This is a genomic window from Mesorhizobium sp. WSM4815 (assembly GCF_055811575.1).
In genome coordinates, this window is sequence record NZ_JBVVQS010000085.1 from 90,318 (window position 1) to 109,150 (window position 18,833).

An 18,833-nucleotide genomic window follows, 5' to 3' on the forward strand; every position below is an offset into this window, starting at 1 on the left:
CCGTGATCCCCTGGCAGGGCGTTCTAGGCCGCGCGGCGACCTTGACGACCCTTAACGCCGCTCCAGAATCAAGGAATGGCTTGGGAACTTGCGGAAATCAACGTCGGTGATGAAGTGTCGATCACCGTGACCGTCCTGAAACTGCTGGACGACGGCCGAGCTAGCGTCAGCATCCCGTCATACGGCTTTCCCTATTCGATCCCCGCTCCCAAGAAGGCCAAACCTGGTGACGAGCTACAGCTTACAGGCGAGGTCACCCGCATCGATGAGGACAACCGCAAAGTCACCGTCAAAGCCGGTGGATTGGTTACGGTTGACGTTGATGCGATTTCCGATTGGACGCCTGTTCCTCGAAAGAAGACAACTCTCGGAGACGAACCGGATTAGACCGCGAAGGCCGTTCCAGGCCTTGGGTCGAAACGGGTTTACCAATGCTAACGCATACGGCGCGATATGAGGCAGTTTGGGCATAGACAGCTGCCGGGCCGCTCCAACCGGCCTGAGCTAAGCCGCCCCTTCTGCCCTTTCTCCTCTCGATGGCGGAGTCGAGCAGCGGACCAGTCCCGCCGGGCGAGGCCTGTCAGCGTTCAAGGTCACGAGGGCGGTATCACCTCACAGCAGGTCTTCGGCAACCCCGTCGAATTTCCTGAGACCTACGCTTGGAGGCTTTTGCTTAAGAAGCCCCGTTCAGATGCAGCCGCCTCGAATGCAGCGAACGCAGCCTGGTGACTGCAATGTCCGGCCAGGCATTCCTCAACCATTCGGATTGCCTCAAGTCGGGACGGCTTGTCCATGAATGGCCATGGTTGCTGAAGCGCGGTCTCAGCATCAGGTATCGACGCAACCAGCATCGATTTGTGATTCAGGTAAATCGTAATCGGTATAAACGCCGGCATCTTTGTCGCTTCTCCAGAATTGAAGTGGCTAAACGCGAAGACATGGCGGTGGTTGCATGGACGTGCATCATCGCGAACTTATTAACACTGCCCGATGGCGTCGAGGCCGAGGCCGCGTTGCTCGGTCCAAGGGGCGGGACGTTCGAAGAGCCTGAATCGTTACCTGAACGATGAAGCCCGCGCCTCACGGAGGGAGGACGCGGGCTGATCGGAGCATCGCCCGACCGGCAGCAATCTTGAGAGGGATCCAAGACGATGCTGCACGTCCCGAACTTCCGGCTTAAACCAATGTTCCGGCGAGGGTCGAAAAAAGGCGATGAAGCAGGGCCTATTTGCGTTGCATCTACCGACCCAACGGCAGTTTTGACGCTGAGACAAGTTCGTCCTCGTCAGTGATTCCGGCCGCATAATTTGCAAGGATCCGGGATGCGAGAGCCTCACGTAGGTGTTCGGAGTCGCCCTCCCGCTTGAGCCGGTCGAACACACGGCCCAGCATAGCTACTTCGGATGCACTGAAGACGCCAAATTCTTTAGCCTTTCGATAGATCGGCATACCACCCCTCCGGCTAAACCATTCTACGCAACAATACGATTCAGGACATCTCGGACAACAAAAAAGCACCTTTCAGCACGGCGGGCGAGACGCCTCACCGAGCGCCGATTATATCTGAAAAGAGCCACCTACCGCTTGGCAGCTAGGGCCTTTGCTTCCCGGAGCAGCGACGCCCATTGGAGCCCGAGGATTAAGATAAGCTCTCGGGCCTGCTCTTCGGTAATGCCGGTTTCTTTGACCAGGCGTCGAACGACCATTTCAGGGCTGTTCGGCGCTCTATCCTGTTCGTCAGCCATGGGAGAAACTCCTTACGCCAAACTTCCTATCTGGCGCTAGTTCCCGAGCGCGTGACGAAAAAGCACCGAGTCCCGAGCGCGTGGACGAAAAAGCACCGAGCTAGCCCTACCCAGCCGTATTCGGCAATTGGCAGCTTCGGCATGGCGACGTCAGTCCTGAGACGTCAGCCGGCCGGCTACTCGGGCGTCAGCGGCTCAAGCGGGGCAGGCGCTGGCGTGATGATGAATTCCACGGCGCCTGCTATTCGCTGGGCTTCAGCAAAGCGTTGCGTTCGGCCGCTCGCTGGACGGATTCGACAACAAGGACCAATGAAGGCATGATCTGTCGATGGTGTCGGGGGATACCTCAATGCGTTTAAATCGAAATGCTAGGCGGTCGGCCTTTCGACAGCCGCAAAGGCTGTTGGCGGTTGTGACGGCGCTGGGGGTCGCAGGTTATTTCGTGTCTGGCGGCGGGCCCGCGGCATCCTTGACGCCTTTGCTGGGTTCGATGCTTGGGGCGGATCCGATTGCCGGCATCGCAACTGTGATCGACGGCGACACGATCGAAATTCACGGCCAGCGGATCCGCTTCAATGGCATTGATGCGCCCGAGTCCTCCCAACAATGCGACGACGCGAGGGGCTTCCGATATCAATGCGGCGCGAAGGCAGCCGCGGCTCTTGACGGCTTTCTTTCAGAAGCCCGCTCGGTGCACTGCGAGTTCGCCAGTTGGGATAGCTATGGCCGTTACGTCGGCAACTGCTCGCGTGGCGACGGGCTCAACATCGCCGGCTGGTTGGTCGAGAACGGCCATGCGCTCGATTGGCCGAAATATAGCAGCGGCGCCTATGCAGGTCAGCAGGCGCTCGCCAAGGCAGCGGCGCGCGGAATCTGGTCGGGATCGTTCCAGGTGCCGTGGGAGTGGCGGGCTGAGCACATTGCCAACGAGAAGTCGACGAGCGCTCCGCTCTTCGCCACCGGCAACATCGGGTGCAAGATCAAAGGCAACATTTCAGCCGAAGGCGAGCGCATCTATCACTTGCCAGGACAGAAATTCTACGACGTAACCCGGATCTCGGAATCAAAAGACGAACGGTGGTTTTGCTCAGAAGCAGATGCCCGTGCGGCGGGGTGGCGACGATCAAAGCGATAGGAATCTGGGGCAGGAGAAGCCGCTTTGCGTAGGTCCATAGTCGTGTGGGCGATATGCGAAGGGCGAGGCGTGGGGGAACTATGAAGCATTCAGTGATTATCCTGGTGACGGCGCTGTCAGTGTTGTCCGTGAATAGCTCGTCGTTACGCGGGGAACAGACGAACGAACTGCGGAACGTTGTTTCGAGCACCGGGACTCAATTCTCGCGAATGACGACCCTGCCGAGGGTGCTCGCGCAGAGTTGGTCTTGCCAGCCGCGGTTAACGTGTTCTCGAATCAGCTCTTGCGGTGAGGCACGGTGGTATCTTGAGAATTGCTCTTGGGGCGGCAAGCTCGATCGGGACAGCGATGGAATACCGTGTGAATCGTTGTGCTGATCTTACTGCCGCCCAGTGATGTGAACCGACGGATTTGGAGACGTTTAATGCGTTCTGTTGGCTTTCTCGTCGGTGTCGCGATGGCATGTTTGCCAGGCATTGCTCGAAGCGAACAGCTTTTTTCATATTTTTCCCAAGGAGGTGACCCACTACAAGCCAACGTCACCATCAGTCCCTGCCAGGGCGAAGAGGTGGCTGAGTGTGTATCCCACAGCCTCTCATGCAGCGCCGCATCTTGGATCGGCCCCGAGTTCACGATTATCACCGGGAATGTCGAAAAAATTGCCGCCGCACTGATCGTTGGCACCGAAGGACGCGCAAAGGCGGTTCTGAAATTGGCTGGCGGCGTTACCACAGTCGACCTGACTATTCCTTCTATTCACGTTGATGCAAACGAAATGGGATGGGGGTGGTCAGCCACTTTGGGGATTGGAAACAACGATGCGTTCTTCGACGCGCTAACAAAGAAAAGCAGCGAAGGCGCAACATTCGTTGTAGGCGGTGAAACCTTTCTCCTTGCGCCGCAGGATGGTGACGGCGAAAATCTTCTAGAGTGGAAGATAGCGTGCGCCGCTATTCATCCCTAACGGCCGTTTAGGTTCAAGGACGTAACCGTGAAGAACACGCCGAGTTCTCCCAGTGGCGTGTCTGGCCATGAGTATGGCGATCACGCTTGGGACCAGGGGCAAGAACGGTGCGGGTGGTGCTCATCGCAATGGTGGCTTTGCTAGGACGAAGACTCATAACCGCTTATCCAGATGCGGATTGCGATGAGCTGGAGGGCGGCGAGGTAGTTCTCAGCCGGCGTGTCGTAGCGTGTCGCGATGCGACGGAACTGCTTGGCCTTGCTGAAGAAGCGCTCGACGAGGTTGCGTGCCTTGTAGGGGAAGGGGCCGAAGCAGATAGGGTCCTTGCGGTTGGTCTTTGGCGGGATGTTGGCCATTCCTTTCGCTCCCTGACCGCCATGCAGTGCGCATTGGCGTCGTAGCCCTTATCGGCCAGAAGCATGGCTCCTCAGGCAAGTCGGCGATCATGTCCGGTGCCGAGGCGATGTCGCTCTTCTGGCCGCCTGCGGTGAGCCTCAGCTGGATCGGCCTGCCTTTGGCGCCGACAAGGGCGTGGACCTTGGTTGTTAATCCGCCTCGGGAGCGACCGAGACAATGATCTCGGTCCCCTTTTTGCTGTCGCGCCCTGCTGATGGACGCGAACAATACAGTGCCGATCATCTGCACCTTACCGTCATGGACTTTGGCGATGGCGTCCATGAGGCGGTCCATTCGAAGTCGGTCAGGTCATATCGGCCCATGCTGAGCCTGAATCAGATTCCGCTGCAATTTGAAACCCGCCAGCGACAAACGACCGCATTGCGGTCATTGTGACCTGTTTGCCATGCGCCCAGAACCGGATGTTGGCTATATGCTCATGGTCAGCGGATTATAGCCTCAGCCGACTGTGGGCCTATCTCGCGAAATCGGGCTCTCAGCGCGAACTGGCGTAAAACGACGAGACGGGAGTTGTAGCCAACATCGCAATGAAGCTAGGTGGCAATAAGATCAGCGAGCTTATCAGCCACAACCGCTAACGTGTCCTCCCCAGTGCTCAGGCCGTTTCGCGAGGCCAGCAGCGGACTGACGTTGCGAAGAGCATCATAAGTCGTATTATGAATAACGGGCACGAGTTGGTCAGTCGCGAGAAGGGCCGAAAGCTCTCGGTCTGCAACGCCCCCTGTTGGAAGGCGAAGCAACAGCGCGGGTGTCACCAGCACGATCCCGATGCGCGACTTTGCCAATCCCCTATCAATTTCGCGAAGGAACGACGATCCAAGAGGAATGTCCTTTTCGCTAAACCAGACGGAGACACCGCGCGCTTTGAGCAGATCGTAGAGTTCCGTGGCATCTTCCAGCCGGTCAGCCCACGCATGACATAGGAAGACATCACGAAGATCAGGTAGTTCCGCTCGCTTCTCGACGGTTTCGCGGATCGGCGTGAGTGCCCTAACTTCCACGGGCGTATACAAAACTGTGGAACCGGCTTTCGACCACTTCGCTCTTACACTGCCGGACCCGCCGCCGCTACGCCCCGACGAAGAGGAGTAAGACGGGGACGGGGGCGAATACGGCCCATTGCCGTAACCGCCATATCGGCTAGAACGACCACCGCAAGCAGGACACTCTGCTCTGCCACTCGCTGTGCGGTGGCCCCGTGACGGTGCTGTGCATCGAGCCATTTTGAAACCTTCCCCTTCTTCATTAAAAATGGATATGGGCGTCTGCAATACTCATTTGAATTGTGCGCTGGCGAGACTGACCCCTATACCAACAGGGTGCCCGCCCGACGACTGGCATGAATGCCGAACTTGCTTCCGCCCGGGTCATCGGCAGGTTTCTAACAACGCGTCGCCGAAAGCTGCCCTTCGGCTAACCACCCATCCCGGTCTTTCCGCATTTAAGAGTTCACGGCCTAGCGGCGGGTGCCGGTGTGCGACAGGCGGACTTAGGTTTTAGGCGCGCCACAGCGCCCTTTGAGAATTGCGATCTCGGTTTCGTGGTCGCCTCCTGACATAGAGGAGACGGGCACGCCTATAAGAAATACGCCCAAGGCGTCACCGCTCACAGCCTTGTTTTGCTGATTTGATACGATGGCCAAACGCTCTCGGTCCGCCTGTGTGCAAGGGCCGGCATTCGGAACACCTGCGATTTTGTCAGGGGGTGTGGCACACCCTGCCACGCCAGCGAACATCGACATCAACAAAACAAATCGCTTCACGGTTTTCCATCCCCCATTTATTGCGTGCCCAGCAGAAACATCGCCTAGACTAGTGTAAGAATGCAAGCAAGCGCCGACGGCCCGTTCCCAAAACTAATTCTCAGATGATATTGCACTTACATTAGCTTGCGTGCATGTTTGTTTGCCGACACCTATTGGAATCGGCGCGCAAAGCAGGATGCAGTAGCCGCGGCGCTAGAGTCAGACCCAAGAGGAAGGCAACGAGACGATGTCGAACAAACACGATGAGCCTTTGTTCTGTTGCAAAATCACACAGGCGCTGGAGTGGTCGATTGAGTTGAAGGCGAAAGATGCGAACGGCGAACGGACACTTGGCTACAGAGCGTCGGTGACGGTGGACAGGCGGAAGGTGCCAAGTGGATATGGCATCCAAGTTCACGATGCAGACAGGGCCGTCTGGACGACTATGCCCATCAATGATCGGAAAGATATTCGCCAGCAGTTTGACGCAATGCTCACGCAGGCCATGGAATCCCTGGCAAGTCACGGGCATTTAGAAGGGCTTCCGGCAGGACATATGAAGACAAAGCCGAAAGCGATGACCAAATATACCGTTGAACAGATTGACGACGCGCTCTGCAAGTTGGCACTTCTGATGCAGGCGCAGGGCGAGCGCGGTCTTGCCTACCTGCCTATCTTCGAGCGCCTGGAGCGGGAGCGGGAGCAGATGGCCAGCCTGGATGATCGCCTGGCCCGCGCCGCCGCCCGCGCTCAAGAGCTTTTACCGGGCTCGGTTTGGGCTCGCGCCGCTCGGCGCTCGATCTGATGCCGAGGTCATTTTGATGAACGTCACAGTGTTACAAGTTGCCTCGTAAGCTATTGATTTATGGTAGCTCAGAGTTCAGCGACTCCGGCAAGTGTTCCAGAAGCCGAGCAGCTGACCGATGAGCAAGAAGCCTTACTTCAATCCACGGTGGCTCGGCGCTTCCATCCCTAAAAAGCATTGGCATTTTCATAGGCAGCTCTGGCGCCGATACAGCATTGTCCTCCAGCCTGGCGAGTTCTCCGACGTGGTTCGGGATATCAAATCCGGCTACGCCAAGGAGATCGAAAAGCGATCGAAAACGACGTCCATCTACTCCGTCAGAATCGATCGCCTCGGCGAACGGATCTATTTCTGTCGGACGGCAAGCACATCATCACGGCATGGCCGCCGGAGAAGCGGCTGAATGAGAAGCGACGTCGAATGCGTGAGCGAGATGACTGACGAATCGAGCGATTGGGCACTCATCGATGGCGATGAGAAGATGTCCGTTCCCGCGCGAGACCTCGGACATCGCCTGCCCCCCTCGTCGCAGATGCGCCATAAGCGGTCACCCGTGTCGCGTGCTCAAATTGAGAATTATGGGAATAAGCGGACGCGTGTCGCGATGTCAAACCGAGTTGCAGACGCGACACCGCATCGCTGACGCGGAGCCTTGTCCCGTGTTGACAAGTAAACCTGCGTCATGGTCTACTTTAAATAGTTCTGGGGAACACGGGTTTATTGGGGGGAATCTTTGCTTCAGTGGGCAGCGCTGCGGCGCTCGGCATTTTGTTTAGCGGTCCTTCCAGGCTTATCTAGCTGCGCTGGACGGCCGACAACACAACAGGTGACGCCTCTTGACACCAGCCATATCGCGGAGGCGATCAGGTGTGAGATGCGCGATGCTTTCATTACGCTGTTGCATGATGCAATAATCCGAGATGATTACAATAAAATCGAAGCCGCGAAGCTGACTCGACAGTATTTCTTCAATGCGATACCAGCCACTGCGCTGCCGAATGATCAAAACGTTTGGATATGGAGAGCGCGGAACGAATCCGATGCACTTCTGAAGTTTATCACCTCGGGATACTTGCGTTTGCCCGTCAAAGACCCCGAGATAAAGCAGGTCGTTGAGACCTATTCCCAAGCATTCATTGCCTACAAATTTATCTTCGACATGACCCAGACTGATGGTCTGGAAGCGAGCCTCGACCTTACGAGTATAGTCACGCGTGGCACGGTGAAAACATCCGTTGGCGGGTCTTTTGAAGGCAAACGTCGAGCGAGGCGCGAGTTTGTGTTAGCCGACCGGGTCGACGGCTTGCTAACGGACCTGCCAACAGTTCGGAAATGCAACCAGATCAGGCGGGAGCAGCATGGGGAACGGCCCCCAAATGGGGCATATCCGATTGCTGGAAAGCTCAATCTTATCGAGGTTGTTAGAAACTTTGTCGCGGCAAATCAGACCAATAATCTGATTGGTCAATTGTCGGACGCTGATTTGCTCGTTGCATCCAACAAGCCGCCTCTGCCGACCATGAGTGAGACCATGATATTCACTACAACACTCAAAGGTGGCGTCGTCCCTACGCTTGAGTTGAGTGACCCGACGCGAGGAACGAAGGTGACAGGAACGCTTCTGAACGCACACCGAGAGAGGCTTGATGTCCATAGCCTCACGCTGGTGATGCAATTGCCTGACCTGAAAGGCCCGACGGTAGCGCGCGCGCGAAGCGAAGCGGAAAGAAAACAGTATAGGCGCCAAGCAAATGAAAGCGCGCGCGAATTGAACCGTCTTGAGGATAGCCGCAACAGGAAATTGAGAGGGGATATCATAGACCTAATAACGGCAGAATAGATCGTCGTCGCAAGATACGTTCACCGGAGGCAATCAGAATGGCAAGGACACCCAAACCATCGACTAACGAGTTCGCGAGCACGACAGCCGCTAAGCGTCAACGCTACACAAAAGAGCTGTCCATCAAAGGAATATTCTTGCGCGTCCGCGCGATAGTCGAGCAGGGTCGCGTCGAAGAGTTTTTTGAGGCGTGCGAGAAGGCAGGGTTTACGAGTCTTAAGGGGCCTCCAGGGCTCGTGGATTTCACCCGCAATTTCATAGCCGATGGTTCGCCCGAACGGGCCCATGAGAAAGGGGGTGATCCCGCGAAAGCTGATCGCTTCACCAAGGCAGTCCTGGCCGTTTCGCCTATCGATTGTTAAATCGGAAAATAGCCCGAAACTGGGCCGGCGAGGCCAGCAAGAATTGGTCCGGCAGCCGCGATGGCAGCTCCTCACTGCCCATTTCGCCAAGTCGTGTCGGCGCGCAGACATTGCGATATTCCCGTGAGGGGGTGCTGCGGCGAAGTGACCAGTATTGCAGCCCACTTCGGTAACCATTTCAACCTGGTGTCCGGCAGCGATAGAGCAGAACTTGCTCGGGTATCCGCAATTGTTCACAAACGGCTAGATGGATGTCTCGAAAAGGACCATCTTGCTGCCCGACAGGACCGCCGACATCAGCCCCTCCGCAGACCTTCGACATTGCGCACCAGTTCGGCTCGACGTGCGATCTCCTCGAGCCCAAGTAAGTATCCAGAAGGTTGTGCGTCGGCCAGTTCGATCGGCATGAACAACGGAGGCACATTGAGCTTTTGGCGAGGAGACCGGCCCCGGCTTCGTGGAGAAATGTGCCGTAAGTTCTTAGGAGAGAGGAGCCCTGGATCTTGCCTAGGTCGAGCGTGAAGAGCCCGCTCGAGTTGTCGGGATTGGTCCCGAGTGTTGTCACCAATGGTAGAGCAGAGGCCAAATTGCAGGCGTGCCATGGACACTGGGTTCACCTCGACAAATTGGGTCGTCAAGGCCTCCGAGCGGTAAGCCATGGCAGAATCCAGACCGTCGGCGCACGTCCCTTTATAAGGCGGGCGATATGGATGGCGGCATGAACGTCGACCAGCGTCGTGGGCCTTCCTGTATGCGAAGCCATTGGCAGGGCCAGACGTCAAGCTTGACTCTTGCCCATCTCTTTTCATTGATAGGCCAATTAAAGCCCTCGGGCGCGAAAGTGCGCGCCGCTATGGCAAGCGGCAAAACGTCCAATCGTGAATTGCCGCGCGTGTCGGTCAAATAGTTAGGAAGGGGCGTCGAATAGATTGCCCGTCGGAGCACTTCCTCATCGAGCTGATCGAATTGTAGCCGACCACAGTTGCGCGAGACCGGGCGGTCAAGGCCTCATGAATTCGCGTGCACATCTTGTAGTGCGACGGGAGTTGCAAATCGAAGAGCTAGTCAATGCGCACGCCTGTGACCCCCATTCCGTCCGGTGAGGGAACAATGTGCGGGAGCAGCCGCGAACTTATCTCAAAGCTGTCGACGACATCAGATCGTCGTCAGTGAAAGCTGCCGCGAACTGCAGAATCTGAACGAAGCTCCGATCAGCTTCCGTCGTTTCGCCTGTAGAAGATGAAAGCCTTGAGTCGCCCGTCCTGATGAATCATGCACGACGCTTGTCACCGGAAGCAAGCTCGTCCGCGTGAACGAGCAAACTCATCGAAGCTTTGGGACGGGTAATTCGCACTTCCGCAGGCTCGACATTCATGGAGTGTCGCTTCCCTTCCGCGCCCGAACTCAGCCACGATCAATATGCTTGCCTATCTGCTAGGTTCAGCAGATTAGACTCTGGCTCGTCTGATTCGGTCACAAAGACGCACCTCAGACTACAATGCGGGGAAAAATGCCGCATCAAGAAGCGGGAATGCCGGTCTCCATCGGTGGATGGGCAGAAGATGAAGACTTCGGCGTTCACCCGAAGGGTTCTCAGCCAAAGCAGACCTTGATTTGCCCTGTGGCGGCTCCGGAGCCCTTCCTGATCCCCGGCCACAAATACCTGTTCAAAACTGTGAAGCGCCCGTGGCAGGCGCAACAAATTTGGTCGGAAATCATTGCATATCGCTTAGCGGATCTCGTGGGCATTCCCGTCCCCCGCGCGGTCCTTGCACAAAACGAACTGTCAGGCGAAGTAGGTGTGCTGATAGAGTTTTTTTTTGGATACCCCGGGGAACAGCAGGCCAGCAGAATCGTCCATGGCGGTGACCTGCTGACCCGCATCCTGCAAGATCGAAAGCGTGGACGCCCCCATGGCATCCGGCAGAATGTCACTATTTGCAGAAGGGCTGGGGTTGTGGATGCCAGCAGCTGGTGGGCCAGGGTTCTCTTTTTCGACGCGTTGATTGCAAACGTAGATCGGCACCCGGACAACTGGGGCTTTCTTGTCTCCTTCACGCTACAGACAGGAGAAAGGGCTGAAATGACACCTGCTTTCGACAACGGAACGAGCCTCGGCTACGGCATCCGCGAGCAAGATTTAGCGGAGTTCGATAATCCGAAGCGGATGCAGGAATTCCTGGCTCGTGGACGACATCACTGCAGCTGGGACGCCGCGCTGGACGACCAGATGCCGCACTTGGGTTTGTGTGGGCAGTTCTTAGATACATATCCGGAGTCTAGCGCGGCGGCTCGAACTGTGATTCAATTTAATAGGGCTGATTTGGCCGCCATTCTCGCAGAGTGCGTCGAGTTCGACGTTTCACCACGCTTCACGGTGGATCGCGCTAGGTTTACCAAGCGCCTAATTACCGCAAGGCAAGACCAATTAGCGGGACTATTTGATTAACAGGCTATGGAGAATAGGATCACTCATATCGTGGAGCCCAAGAAGCTCTATCTGGCTTGGCAGGCACCGGACCATCTCAACAACCGCTTCAGGTGGGCCGTTGGGGTCCTTTCGCCCCGTCCGTCAGGGGCGTTCACGCTGCGGTATTTCCGTCCAGGTGAGGAATTCGCAAGCCTCAACCAAGAGAAGCCCTACGAAGAACTCTTGATGCTTGGGTTCTCCGGCTACCCTGCTTTTGGTATCAAGCATGAGGTTCATGGAGTGGGAGTGGCAGAAGCCTTTCTCCGCCGTCTGCCCCCGAGGGACCGTCCGGACTTTAACGCGTATTTACGACAGTTCCGGTTGCCTACGTCAGTTAAGCTCTCGAACGCCGGCCTGCTAGGTTACACCGAGGCGAAGCTCCCGAGCGACGGCTTCTCGATCGTCGATCCTTTGGATGAAACCTCGAACATGTATGATCTCATGCTTGAGATAGCAGGTTATCGCTACTACGCGATAAAGGCGGGGCCTCTTCCCCTGGGCACGGCGGTGCATGTATTGCCAGAGCCGACTAACCAACATGATCAAGGTGCTGTTCGCTTTGTCGTCGGAGATCACACCATTGGCTACGTGAACCGATTGCAGGCACCGCGCTTCCTACATTGGCTTCGGACGGCAAGCGTGACCGCGACGATCGAGCGAATGAATGGACGACCGGACCGCCCGCGTGCGTTTGTCTTCGTGACGATCCGACCGCACTCCGAGCGGTCAGCAGCTTAGTTTCTAGTGCGATCCTGTGACGCTGCCTAATTAAAGCAGCGCTTTTCCGTCTCCTGCAAATCGGGATTGTCTCTGGCGGTGTGAGCTAGAACTCTGCAGGGTCCAAACGCTGGCTCACCCATGATCACATGACGCGGTGGAAACGTCCTTGGCGTCTAGGGTAAGGTTTGAGAGCGTCTCTCACCGCACGACGGGAGTTCCAGCATTGAGCGCGTAGCCTTTAGCCCAAAGATCCGCTGTTCGGCTTCTGTTTCGTGTCGTCGGCAAAAAACGTCGGTGACGAAGTGGACAATTGATGCCTCTCTTGCCAGACATAAAAAAAGCCGTCACGGCTCATCTCGCCAGACCACTCGCCACTCCCATCTGACTTCGACCAGTCGCCGGAAACGGATGGTCTCCAGTTCCTGCCCGACAGGGTGGAACAGTTCCGCTCGCATCGATTCCTTGCGGCCGCATTTTCGCAACGGACCTTTGCCCGCACCTCATCGATGGTGACGTTGCCGATCACTTCGCGCAATTCCAGCGGCTTGTAGAAACGGGTGATATTGCAGAGGCCACAGCTAAGGCGGGCCACTTGCCCAGCGTTATGGGCGTGCATCAACGTCCATGGGGCGCCTCTCGGCCACTTTTCGGGTTGTTCCGGCATGCCTGGAAATGAGGAACATTTTCCTCGGCCGTCAAGGCGCTCTTGATAATTTTGTTCTCTTTTCGTTCAACGCTATCAACAGCAGCAGGAGGCAGCGATGGACCTGCTTTTGCGCTCCGATGGACATGCGCTCCAAGGGCGCATCGCCTGAGGTGGTTTCGCGCGGGATAGCAGCGGCCGAAGCGGTGTTGGAGCGCGCCGGGATAACAGCAGAGGAAGCGGCAGAAGTCATGTTCGGCGCCTTGAATTACCACCCCTTCTATAATCGGACCCCGGACGTCAAGCCTCCGTCGTCCTGATTAGCGGCGGTTTTGGCAAGGCCTTAAAATTTGAACTTTGCTTACGAACCCAGTGTGGCCATTGCCCGGTTCTGCAGCACGGTGTGTCCGTGACCCACTCCGGACGTTCGCCGCGACTGGCGCAAAGGCCTGATGCGCGGCCGAAGTGATGTTCCATCAGCGGCCGCTTTGCGATATCATTCTTTGTGCATTTCTTAAGATTGTTACTCGCTCTAGAGGATCTTATGTCAAGCAGAATAGAAAATAGTTGCTGGAGATAGAGTTTAGGTAAAATGGATCTAGTCGCGCACACCCTAAAGGATGTATTTGAGAATATCGGATACAAGAAGGGGAAACGGTCTTTCAGTGCGTTCATGTTTGTATTGATCACACCTGCAGACGGTGATATGTTTCTCGATTTCCTTTCGAGCGTGAGAGACATAAATTATTTAAGCGGCAACGAAGTTCTGGTCATTGCGCCCTCGATTGCGTGGCACAATAATAGCAAACTAACAGTAGAGGAGCTAGCCTCCCTCCGAACCCGCCCCGAGCCATGGATTCAACAGAAATATAACGAGTTCATGGAACGTCAAACCCAAGAGACCTACGACTTATGTAAGCATATAGGACTACCGGCCTCCGAGCTGCCTTGTCTGGTCATATTCGATACACTCGATTCGCCGGATCATTTCGTAAGCATTCGGCTATTGAAACAGAATGGATCTTCGCTCGGCTCAAATCTTCGGCACGCGATCGCCCTTATGGACGATAGTTGTCTCTGGAGTAAGAGACGTTACCTAGACTTAATTAGGCAGGATCTACATGCTGAGGTGCCGTCGACAATCAAAAACCGCGGCACCTACGAGCAGGTAAATCGTCAAAGAAATGAGCTCGAAGCGATGCGCCGCAGGATTTCGAGGGCCAAAGTAGCCCGCGAACCTGGGCTGGATCGTCGTTACAGAGCCGCCGCCGCAGATCTAAAGAGTGCCATCGAATTAGAGATATCGCCAAGTTTTCTAAACGAAAGAAGCCCGCAGTTTCTCGGCAGGTTGGTCGACGGTTTGTATGACCCTAAAGCGCTCGACCATGTAAGGGTGATTAAAAAAAACGCAGGTAAGAGAATTAGTCAAGAGTGCCTACAGGCGTTCGACAATTTTTTCTTGGCAGCAGATGATTACTTTCGGAAAGAAAGACTTGAGGATCGAAGGCGCGAGTGTGAAGCACGCCTACGCATTAGCGGAACGCAACTTGAGCTCGAAATTCTCAAGATGCGCGAACAGTTAGAAAATGAAGCCTACGAGATTGAAAAGGAATTATCGAATGCGCCCCGTCAACCGACGAGAGTTTTGGCGGAACTACCATCCGCTAGGCTTTGGCGGATATCCAATTATCATCCATCATCGTGGCTGACCCTTGAGGAGATTTCGCAGTGCAATGAATCAACCACGCCCTTGGCAAGAGGAGATGAATTGATCGAGAATATACTATTTGCAGCGGCAAATCCCAAGGGTATTGGTCAACTGAGACTGGATGAAGAAGCGCGTGAAATTGAAGAGGGGCTGCGACGGGCAAAAAAGAGAGATCGTTTCCGTTTGAATCAGAGGTGGGCACTGCGCCCGACTGATTTGCGGCGTGCCCTCTTGGACGTTGAGCCTACGATTCTCCATTTTTCTGGGCACGGAAGTGGACAAGATGGCCTTGTTCTTGAAGATGAAAGCGGCGCTCCTCACTTCGTTTCTTCGAGCGCCCTGGAAGAGTTATTCTCACTTTTCCAAGATCGCATTCGCTGCGTCGTGCTTAACGCCTGCTACTCAGAAGAGCAGGCAAAGGCAATTTCCAAGCATATACCCGTCGTCATCGGAATGAGCACGGAAATTGGTGACAAGGCAGCGATAGCGTTTGCATTAGGCTTTTATGACGCATTGGGAGGCGGTCGATCGTATCAGGATGCGTTTAGATTCGGACGGAATGCAATAAGTATGATGAATATCCCGGAGCACCTTACGCCGCAAATTCGTCTGTCCAAAATGACCGCCTCTGGCGATATCGCGGAGTAAAAACCACATGAGGATAGGTGGGTGATGCAAATCCTCTCCTTTACTGTGTTGAGCGCAGGATTGTCGCCGCATACTCTAAGGTGTCCACAGACGCGGCTCTGCGGAAGGACTGGCTGATGGCCAAGTATCGGGTCAAGATCTTTTTCATGCACGAGAGCGAAGAAGCCGCCGCCCGAACCGCTGAAGCGGCAGCGACGCTCACGGAGACGGAATGGACCGATGGTTACGTCCTCGGCGTGATCGATTCGAAGGATATCGGCGGGCTCGCGCGCGAGGGTCTCGTCGTCAAGCCGGTTGAGAGAATAGAACGGCAGTCCGGTGCCGGCTCCCAGCGGACCGCAGTTCGCTCGATGGGCGTGCGGGGCGGCGAACTGGCTGGTGGCGCGACCCGCGGGCCCGCGGGCACACGGGGCCCTCGCCCCTTGGCCACCACGATTGCCGGGAAGGGAGCGGATGAGAAGATTGTATCGGAGGATGCCCATCGTCCTGCGTTCTACATCCTTCGGCTAAGCGGTCCTCTGACCGAGGAGCGGCGAGCCAAACTGGATGGTATCCGGCTGATCGAGCGATTGAGCAGTAACAGGTATACGTGTCGTCTTGAGCCGTCAGAGGTGCGCGTCTGCGCGCAATTGCCTTTCGTTGACAGTATCGAGCTTTACTCAGAGACGGACACGCTGCGCATTGCTGGCGCCGCGCGCGGTAGTGAACCGTCTTCCGCAGGGCGCGCGCTGCGCGGTCTGGGGACAGTCTCGGCGTCGCCAAGATTCACGCTGCCGCATGCGGTCCGGGTGCACCGTGCCGAAGACTTGCCGAAGGTAGAGAAATGGTTGAAGAAGCGAGGTGCCAAACCGGTAGTTACCCATCCGGACGCTTTGCGGGTGGCATTGGCGCAGGATAGCGATGACCTGATCGAGCTTGCCCGCCTGCCGGAGGTCGCGGTTGTGGAAGAGCTACAGCCCCCGCGGCTTCTCGACCGCATGGCGCGCGAAATCTTGGGGATCGAGCGATCGGGCAAGCCGCAACACAAATTTGAGGGGGAGGGCCAGATCATCGGGGTGGCCGACACAGGCCTCGACGATTCCCATCCCGATTTCAAAGGTCGCGTGATCGGCATTAGCGCGTTGGGTCGGCCCGGCGACCACAGCGACCCTGAAGGCCATGGAACTCACGTTGCAGGGTGCGCGGTCGGCGACGGCGTTAACGCGAACGGCGACGTTTGCGGCGCGGCGCCGAAGGCAAAGCTCTTCTTCCAGTCGGTTCTCGATGCCAGTGGCGGCCTCGGCGGGCTTCCACACAACCTCGAGACGCTCTTCGCTGAGGCATATCGGAGGGGCGTCCGCATCCACAACAACAGCTGGGGCGCATTTGCCTACGCGCGATACTCTGAGATGTCGCTGGACGTCGATCGTTTCGTGGCGGCTCACCCGGATATGCTCATCGTCATTGCGGCAGGAAACGATGGGATTGCGGTGCCTCGCAATCCGGGAGCAAAGATTAATGCCAACTCGGGCTTTGTCGACTGGCCCTCTGTTGCTGCGCCAGCCACAGCGAAGAACGGCCTTACAGTCGGAGCGAGCCGCAACAGCCGCACCAGCGGCGGCTATGCGACGCTCACTTGGGGCGAGGCCTGGCGGGACAATTATCCAAAACGTCCTATCTCCGGCCAAAAAATTTCCGGCGATCCAGAGTGCGTGGCCGCGTTCAGCAGCCGCGGACCTTCCGACGACCAGAGGATCAAGCCCGACATCGTTGCCCCCGGGACCGACATCGCGGCGGCGAAATCGAGCCAGGCGGCGCTCTATAAGTTTTGGGGTGCCTACCCCAACAACCCTCTCTACGCTTTCATGGGAGGCACCAGTATGGCTGCGCCCTATGTCGCAGGATGCGCGGCGCTGGTGAGGGAGTGCTTTCAGAAAGAGGGCAAGTGGAAGGCGCCGAGTGCAGCTCTTCTAAAGGCTACTCTAATTAACGGAACAAGGCGGCTCACCGGCGTCTGCGCTGTCGCTCCGCTCGCGGGGGAGCCGAACTTCCACCAGGGTTTCGGCAGGATTGATATGGCGGCGAGCATTCCCGGCCCGGCTGCTCCCGGATTGCAGCTAGCCTTCGTCGATTCCTGGAAGAGGCCGGCTCGAATATTTGAGCGAACCGGGCAGACATTTCGTTATGAGATCATGGTGGGCGACAGGCTGCCCTTGCGAATATGCCTCGCCTGGACGGACGCGGCGGCGCGCGGCCTGCAAAACAGTCTGCTCCTGCTCGTCGACAACGCTGCCAGCCAAAAGTTCGTCGGCAACGGCAACGCCGCATCCGTGCTCAATATCGCCGGCATGACGTGCGATCCCAACAACAATGTGCAAATTGTGCGCCTCGACAAACCGAAGCCCGGCCGCCACACCATCGTTGTGTCGGCCGAAAGCCTACTGGAACCGCCACAGACCTTTGCGCTGGTAGTGACCGGCGATCTGAAATCGCGCCCTTCGACTGTCTCCGAGCTCTGAGGTCCAACATGTTCAAGTTGCACGTCGTCCAGGCGCAGTTCGGCGACAGCCTGATCCTTGAGTTCGGAAGCCGGGCTAAGCCGCGCTATCTACTCATTGATGGTGGTCCGCCGGGCAATTTTGTAGCCGACCTTGATGCGGCGCTCGAAGACATCGTCGGAAAAGGCGGTAAGCTCGATCGCGTGGTGCTTAGCCATATCGACAATGATCATGTGATCGGTCTGCTCGACCTCTTCGCCGCCATGGAGGATGATGCAGTCAGTGGCCGCCCGCCGCGCGTGCGGGTCGGCGGTCTGTGGCACAACTCTTTTACGAAGAGCATCGACCCGACCGGCGTAATCGCACAGACGCTCCAGTCGCTGATGACGACAGCAGGCGCGATGAACGCTATGCCGTTCGCCGCTAATGCGCTCTACGGAGTGAAGGAGGGACATCGGCTGCGGCTGATGGCGCAAAAGTTGAAGATCACCGCAAACAAGGGTTTCAAGGACGACCTCATCTTAGCGGATGCTGGGAGCGAGGCAATCAAGCTGGGCCCCCTGAAGCTTACGATAGCCGGCCCGACCAGCGCCAACCTTGAGGTGCTACGCGCCGAATGGTTGAAATGGCTCGAGGAAACCACTGAAAGGGTTGCCAGAAACCCGAAGGCTGCCGCGATGGCCGATAAGAGCGTGCCCAATCTCAGCAGCATCGTCATGCTGGCCGAGTGCGATGGGAAGAGGCTGCTTCTGACCGGCGACGCGCGCGGTGACCACATCTGTCAGGGCCTGAAGACCGCGAAGCTCACCGACGACGGTCGACTTCATGTCAACGTTCTCAAGGTGCAGCACCACGGAAGCGATCGAAACACCACACGAGATTTTTTCGACGCCGTCACCGCCGATATCTATGTGATCTCGGCAAATGGCAAGCATGGCAACCCGGACTTCCCAACGCTGGAGTGGATCGTGGGAAGCGCGCACGATGCGGGTCGCCCGATCACGCTCGTGTTGACCAATGAAACCGAGACCACCGAGAAGCTGCGTCGGAAGCTGAAGCCTTCTACCTTCGGCTATTCATTGCAGACCCTGCAGAGCGGCAAGCACAGCTTCGAGATAGCGCTGAGCCCATAGGAGGCCTCTTCGTGGGCCAGGA

19 protein-coding genes are annotated in these 18,833 nt (G+C 56.8%); 14 read left to right on the plus strand and 5 right to left on the minus strand.

The features are described 5' to 3' along the window. Positions 1-75 precede the first annotated feature (75 nt). Entirely contained in the window at positions 76-387 is a 312-nt protein-coding gene (locus AC0L2B_RS09405; RefSeq protein ID WP_473745069.1) for a hypothetical protein, read from the plus strand. Between the two features lie 266 nt (positions 388-653). On the opposite strand, the gene AC0L2B_RS09410 is transcribed toward AC0L2B_RS09405, so the two are convergent. Then, a complete protein-coding gene (locus AC0L2B_RS09410) occupies positions 654-896 on the minus strand; it encodes a DUF982 domain-containing protein (RefSeq protein ID WP_473745070.1) in 243 nt (80 codons plus the stop codon). Positions 897-1,577: 681 nt separating this feature from the next. Further along, the gene (locus AC0L2B_RS09415) at positions 1,578-1,745 is read right to left on the minus strand and encodes a hypothetical protein (RefSeq protein WP_473745071.1); all 168 of its coding nucleotides are present in this window, start codon (positions 1,743-1,745) and stop codon (positions 1,578-1,580) included. A 412-nt stretch (positions 1,746-2,157) separates the two neighbouring features. On the opposite strand from AC0L2B_RS09415, the gene AC0L2B_RS09420 reads away from it, so the two are divergent. The 3 genes from AC0L2B_RS09420 to AC0L2B_RS09430 all read left to right on the plus strand — a co-directional run bounded on the left by AC0L2B_RS09420 (position 2,158) and on the right by AC0L2B_RS09430 (position 3,844). Beyond that, positions 2,158-2,880, plus strand: a complete 723-nt coding sequence (locus AC0L2B_RS09420; protein ID WP_473745105.1) for a thermonuclease family protein — start codon at positions 2,158-2,160, stop codon at positions 2,878-2,880. Between the two features lie 209 nt (positions 2,881-3,089). Further along, complete coding sequence (locus AC0L2B_RS09425) at positions 3,090-3,257, plus strand: excalibur calcium-binding domain-containing protein (protein ID WP_473745106.1); 168 nt, start codon at positions 3,090-3,092, stop codon at positions 3,255-3,257. 47 nt (positions 3,258-3,304) lie between these two features. Beyond that, a complete protein-coding gene (locus AC0L2B_RS09430) occupies positions 3,305-3,844 on the plus strand; it encodes a hypothetical protein (RefSeq protein ID WP_473745072.1) in 540 nt (179 codons plus the stop codon). Positions 3,845-3,984: 140 nt separating this feature from the next. Here AC0L2B_RS09430 and AC0L2B_RS09435 read toward each other — a convergent pair whose 3' ends face one another. Further along, a complete protein-coding gene (locus AC0L2B_RS09435; RefSeq protein WP_473745073.1) occupies positions 3,985-4,200 on the minus strand; it encodes a hypothetical protein in 216 nt (71 codons plus the stop codon). 217 nt (positions 4,201-4,417) lie between these two features. On the opposite strand from AC0L2B_RS09435, the gene AC0L2B_RS09440 reads away from it, so the two are divergent. After that, complete coding sequence (locus AC0L2B_RS09440; protein WP_473745075.1) at positions 4,418-4,636, plus strand: hypothetical protein; 219 nt, start codon at positions 4,418-4,420, stop codon at positions 4,634-4,636. A gap of 158 nt (positions 4,637-4,794) precedes the next feature. On the opposite strand, the gene AC0L2B_RS09445 is transcribed toward AC0L2B_RS09440, so the two are convergent. Next, positions 4,795-5,274 (minus strand): toll/interleukin-1 receptor domain-containing protein, encoded by a 480-nt coding sequence (locus AC0L2B_RS09445; protein ID WP_473745076.1) that lies wholly within the window; start codon positions 5,272-5,274, stop codon positions 4,795-4,797. Positions 5,275-6,252: 978 nt separating this feature from the next. Here AC0L2B_RS09445 and AC0L2B_RS09450 point away from each other — a divergent pair. The 5 genes from AC0L2B_RS09450 (at position 6,253) to AC0L2B_RS09470 (ending at position 12,220) form a co-directional block, all read left to right on the plus strand. Then, entirely contained in the window at positions 6,253-6,810 is a 558-nt protein-coding gene (locus tag AC0L2B_RS09450) for a hypothetical protein (RefSeq protein ID WP_473745078.1), read from the plus strand. Between the two features lie 118 nt (positions 6,811-6,928). Next, positions 6,929-7,213 (plus strand): hypothetical protein, encoded by a 285-nt coding sequence (locus AC0L2B_RS09455; RefSeq protein WP_473745079.1) that lies wholly within the window; start codon positions 6,929-6,931, stop codon positions 7,211-7,213. A gap of 471 nt (positions 7,214-7,684) precedes the next feature. Next, the gene (locus tag AC0L2B_RS09460; protein WP_473745080.1) at positions 7,685-8,650 is read left to right on the plus strand and encodes a hypothetical protein; all 966 of its coding nucleotides are present in this window, start codon (positions 7,685-7,687) and stop codon (positions 8,648-8,650) included. A gap of 1,893 nt (positions 8,651-10,543) precedes the next feature. Further along, on the plus strand, positions 10,544-11,461 hold the full coding sequence (locus AC0L2B_RS09465; RefSeq protein ID WP_473745081.1) for a HipA domain-containing protein: 918 nt from the start codon (positions 10,544-10,546) through the stop codon (positions 11,459-11,461). 30 nt (positions 11,462-11,491) lie between these two features. Further along, the gene (locus tag AC0L2B_RS09470; RefSeq protein ID WP_473745082.1) at positions 11,492-12,220 is read left to right on the plus strand and encodes an HIRAN domain-containing protein; all 729 of its coding nucleotides are present in this window, start codon (positions 11,492-11,494) and stop codon (positions 12,218-12,220) included. A 220-nt stretch (positions 12,221-12,440) separates the two neighbouring features. Here the strand turns inward: AC0L2B_RS09470 and AC0L2B_RS09475 are convergent, their stop codons facing one another. Further along, the gene (locus AC0L2B_RS09475; protein ID WP_473745083.1) at positions 12,441-12,794 is read right to left on the minus strand and encodes a hypothetical protein; all 354 of its coding nucleotides are present in this window, start codon (positions 12,792-12,794) and stop codon (positions 12,441-12,443) included. A gap of 80 nt (positions 12,795-12,874) precedes the next feature. Here AC0L2B_RS09475 and AC0L2B_RS09480 point away from each other — a divergent pair, with 80 nt between their 5' ends. The 4 genes from AC0L2B_RS09480 to AC0L2B_RS09495 all read left to right on the plus strand — a co-directional run bounded on the left by AC0L2B_RS09480 (position 12,875) and on the right by AC0L2B_RS09495 (position 18,811). After that, a complete protein-coding gene (locus AC0L2B_RS09480) occupies positions 12,875-13,165 on the plus strand; it encodes a hypothetical protein (protein WP_473745084.1) in 291 nt (96 codons plus the stop codon). A 353-nt stretch (positions 13,166-13,518) separates the two neighbouring features. Continuing rightward, on the plus strand, positions 13,519-15,201 hold the full coding sequence (locus AC0L2B_RS09485) for a CHAT domain-containing protein (protein WP_473745085.1): 1,683 nt from the start codon (positions 13,519-13,521) through the stop codon (positions 15,199-15,201). A 116-nt stretch (positions 15,202-15,317) separates the two neighbouring features. Further along, entirely contained in the window at positions 15,318-17,699 is a 2,382-nt protein-coding gene (locus AC0L2B_RS09490) for a S8 family serine peptidase (protein WP_473745086.1), read from the plus strand. Between the two features lie 8 nt (positions 17,700-17,707). Further along, on the plus strand, positions 17,708-18,811 hold the full coding sequence (locus AC0L2B_RS09495) for an MBL fold metallo-hydrolase (protein WP_473745087.1): 1,104 nt from the start codon (positions 17,708-17,710) through the stop codon (positions 18,809-18,811). Positions 18,812-18,833: the final 22 nt, after the last annotated feature.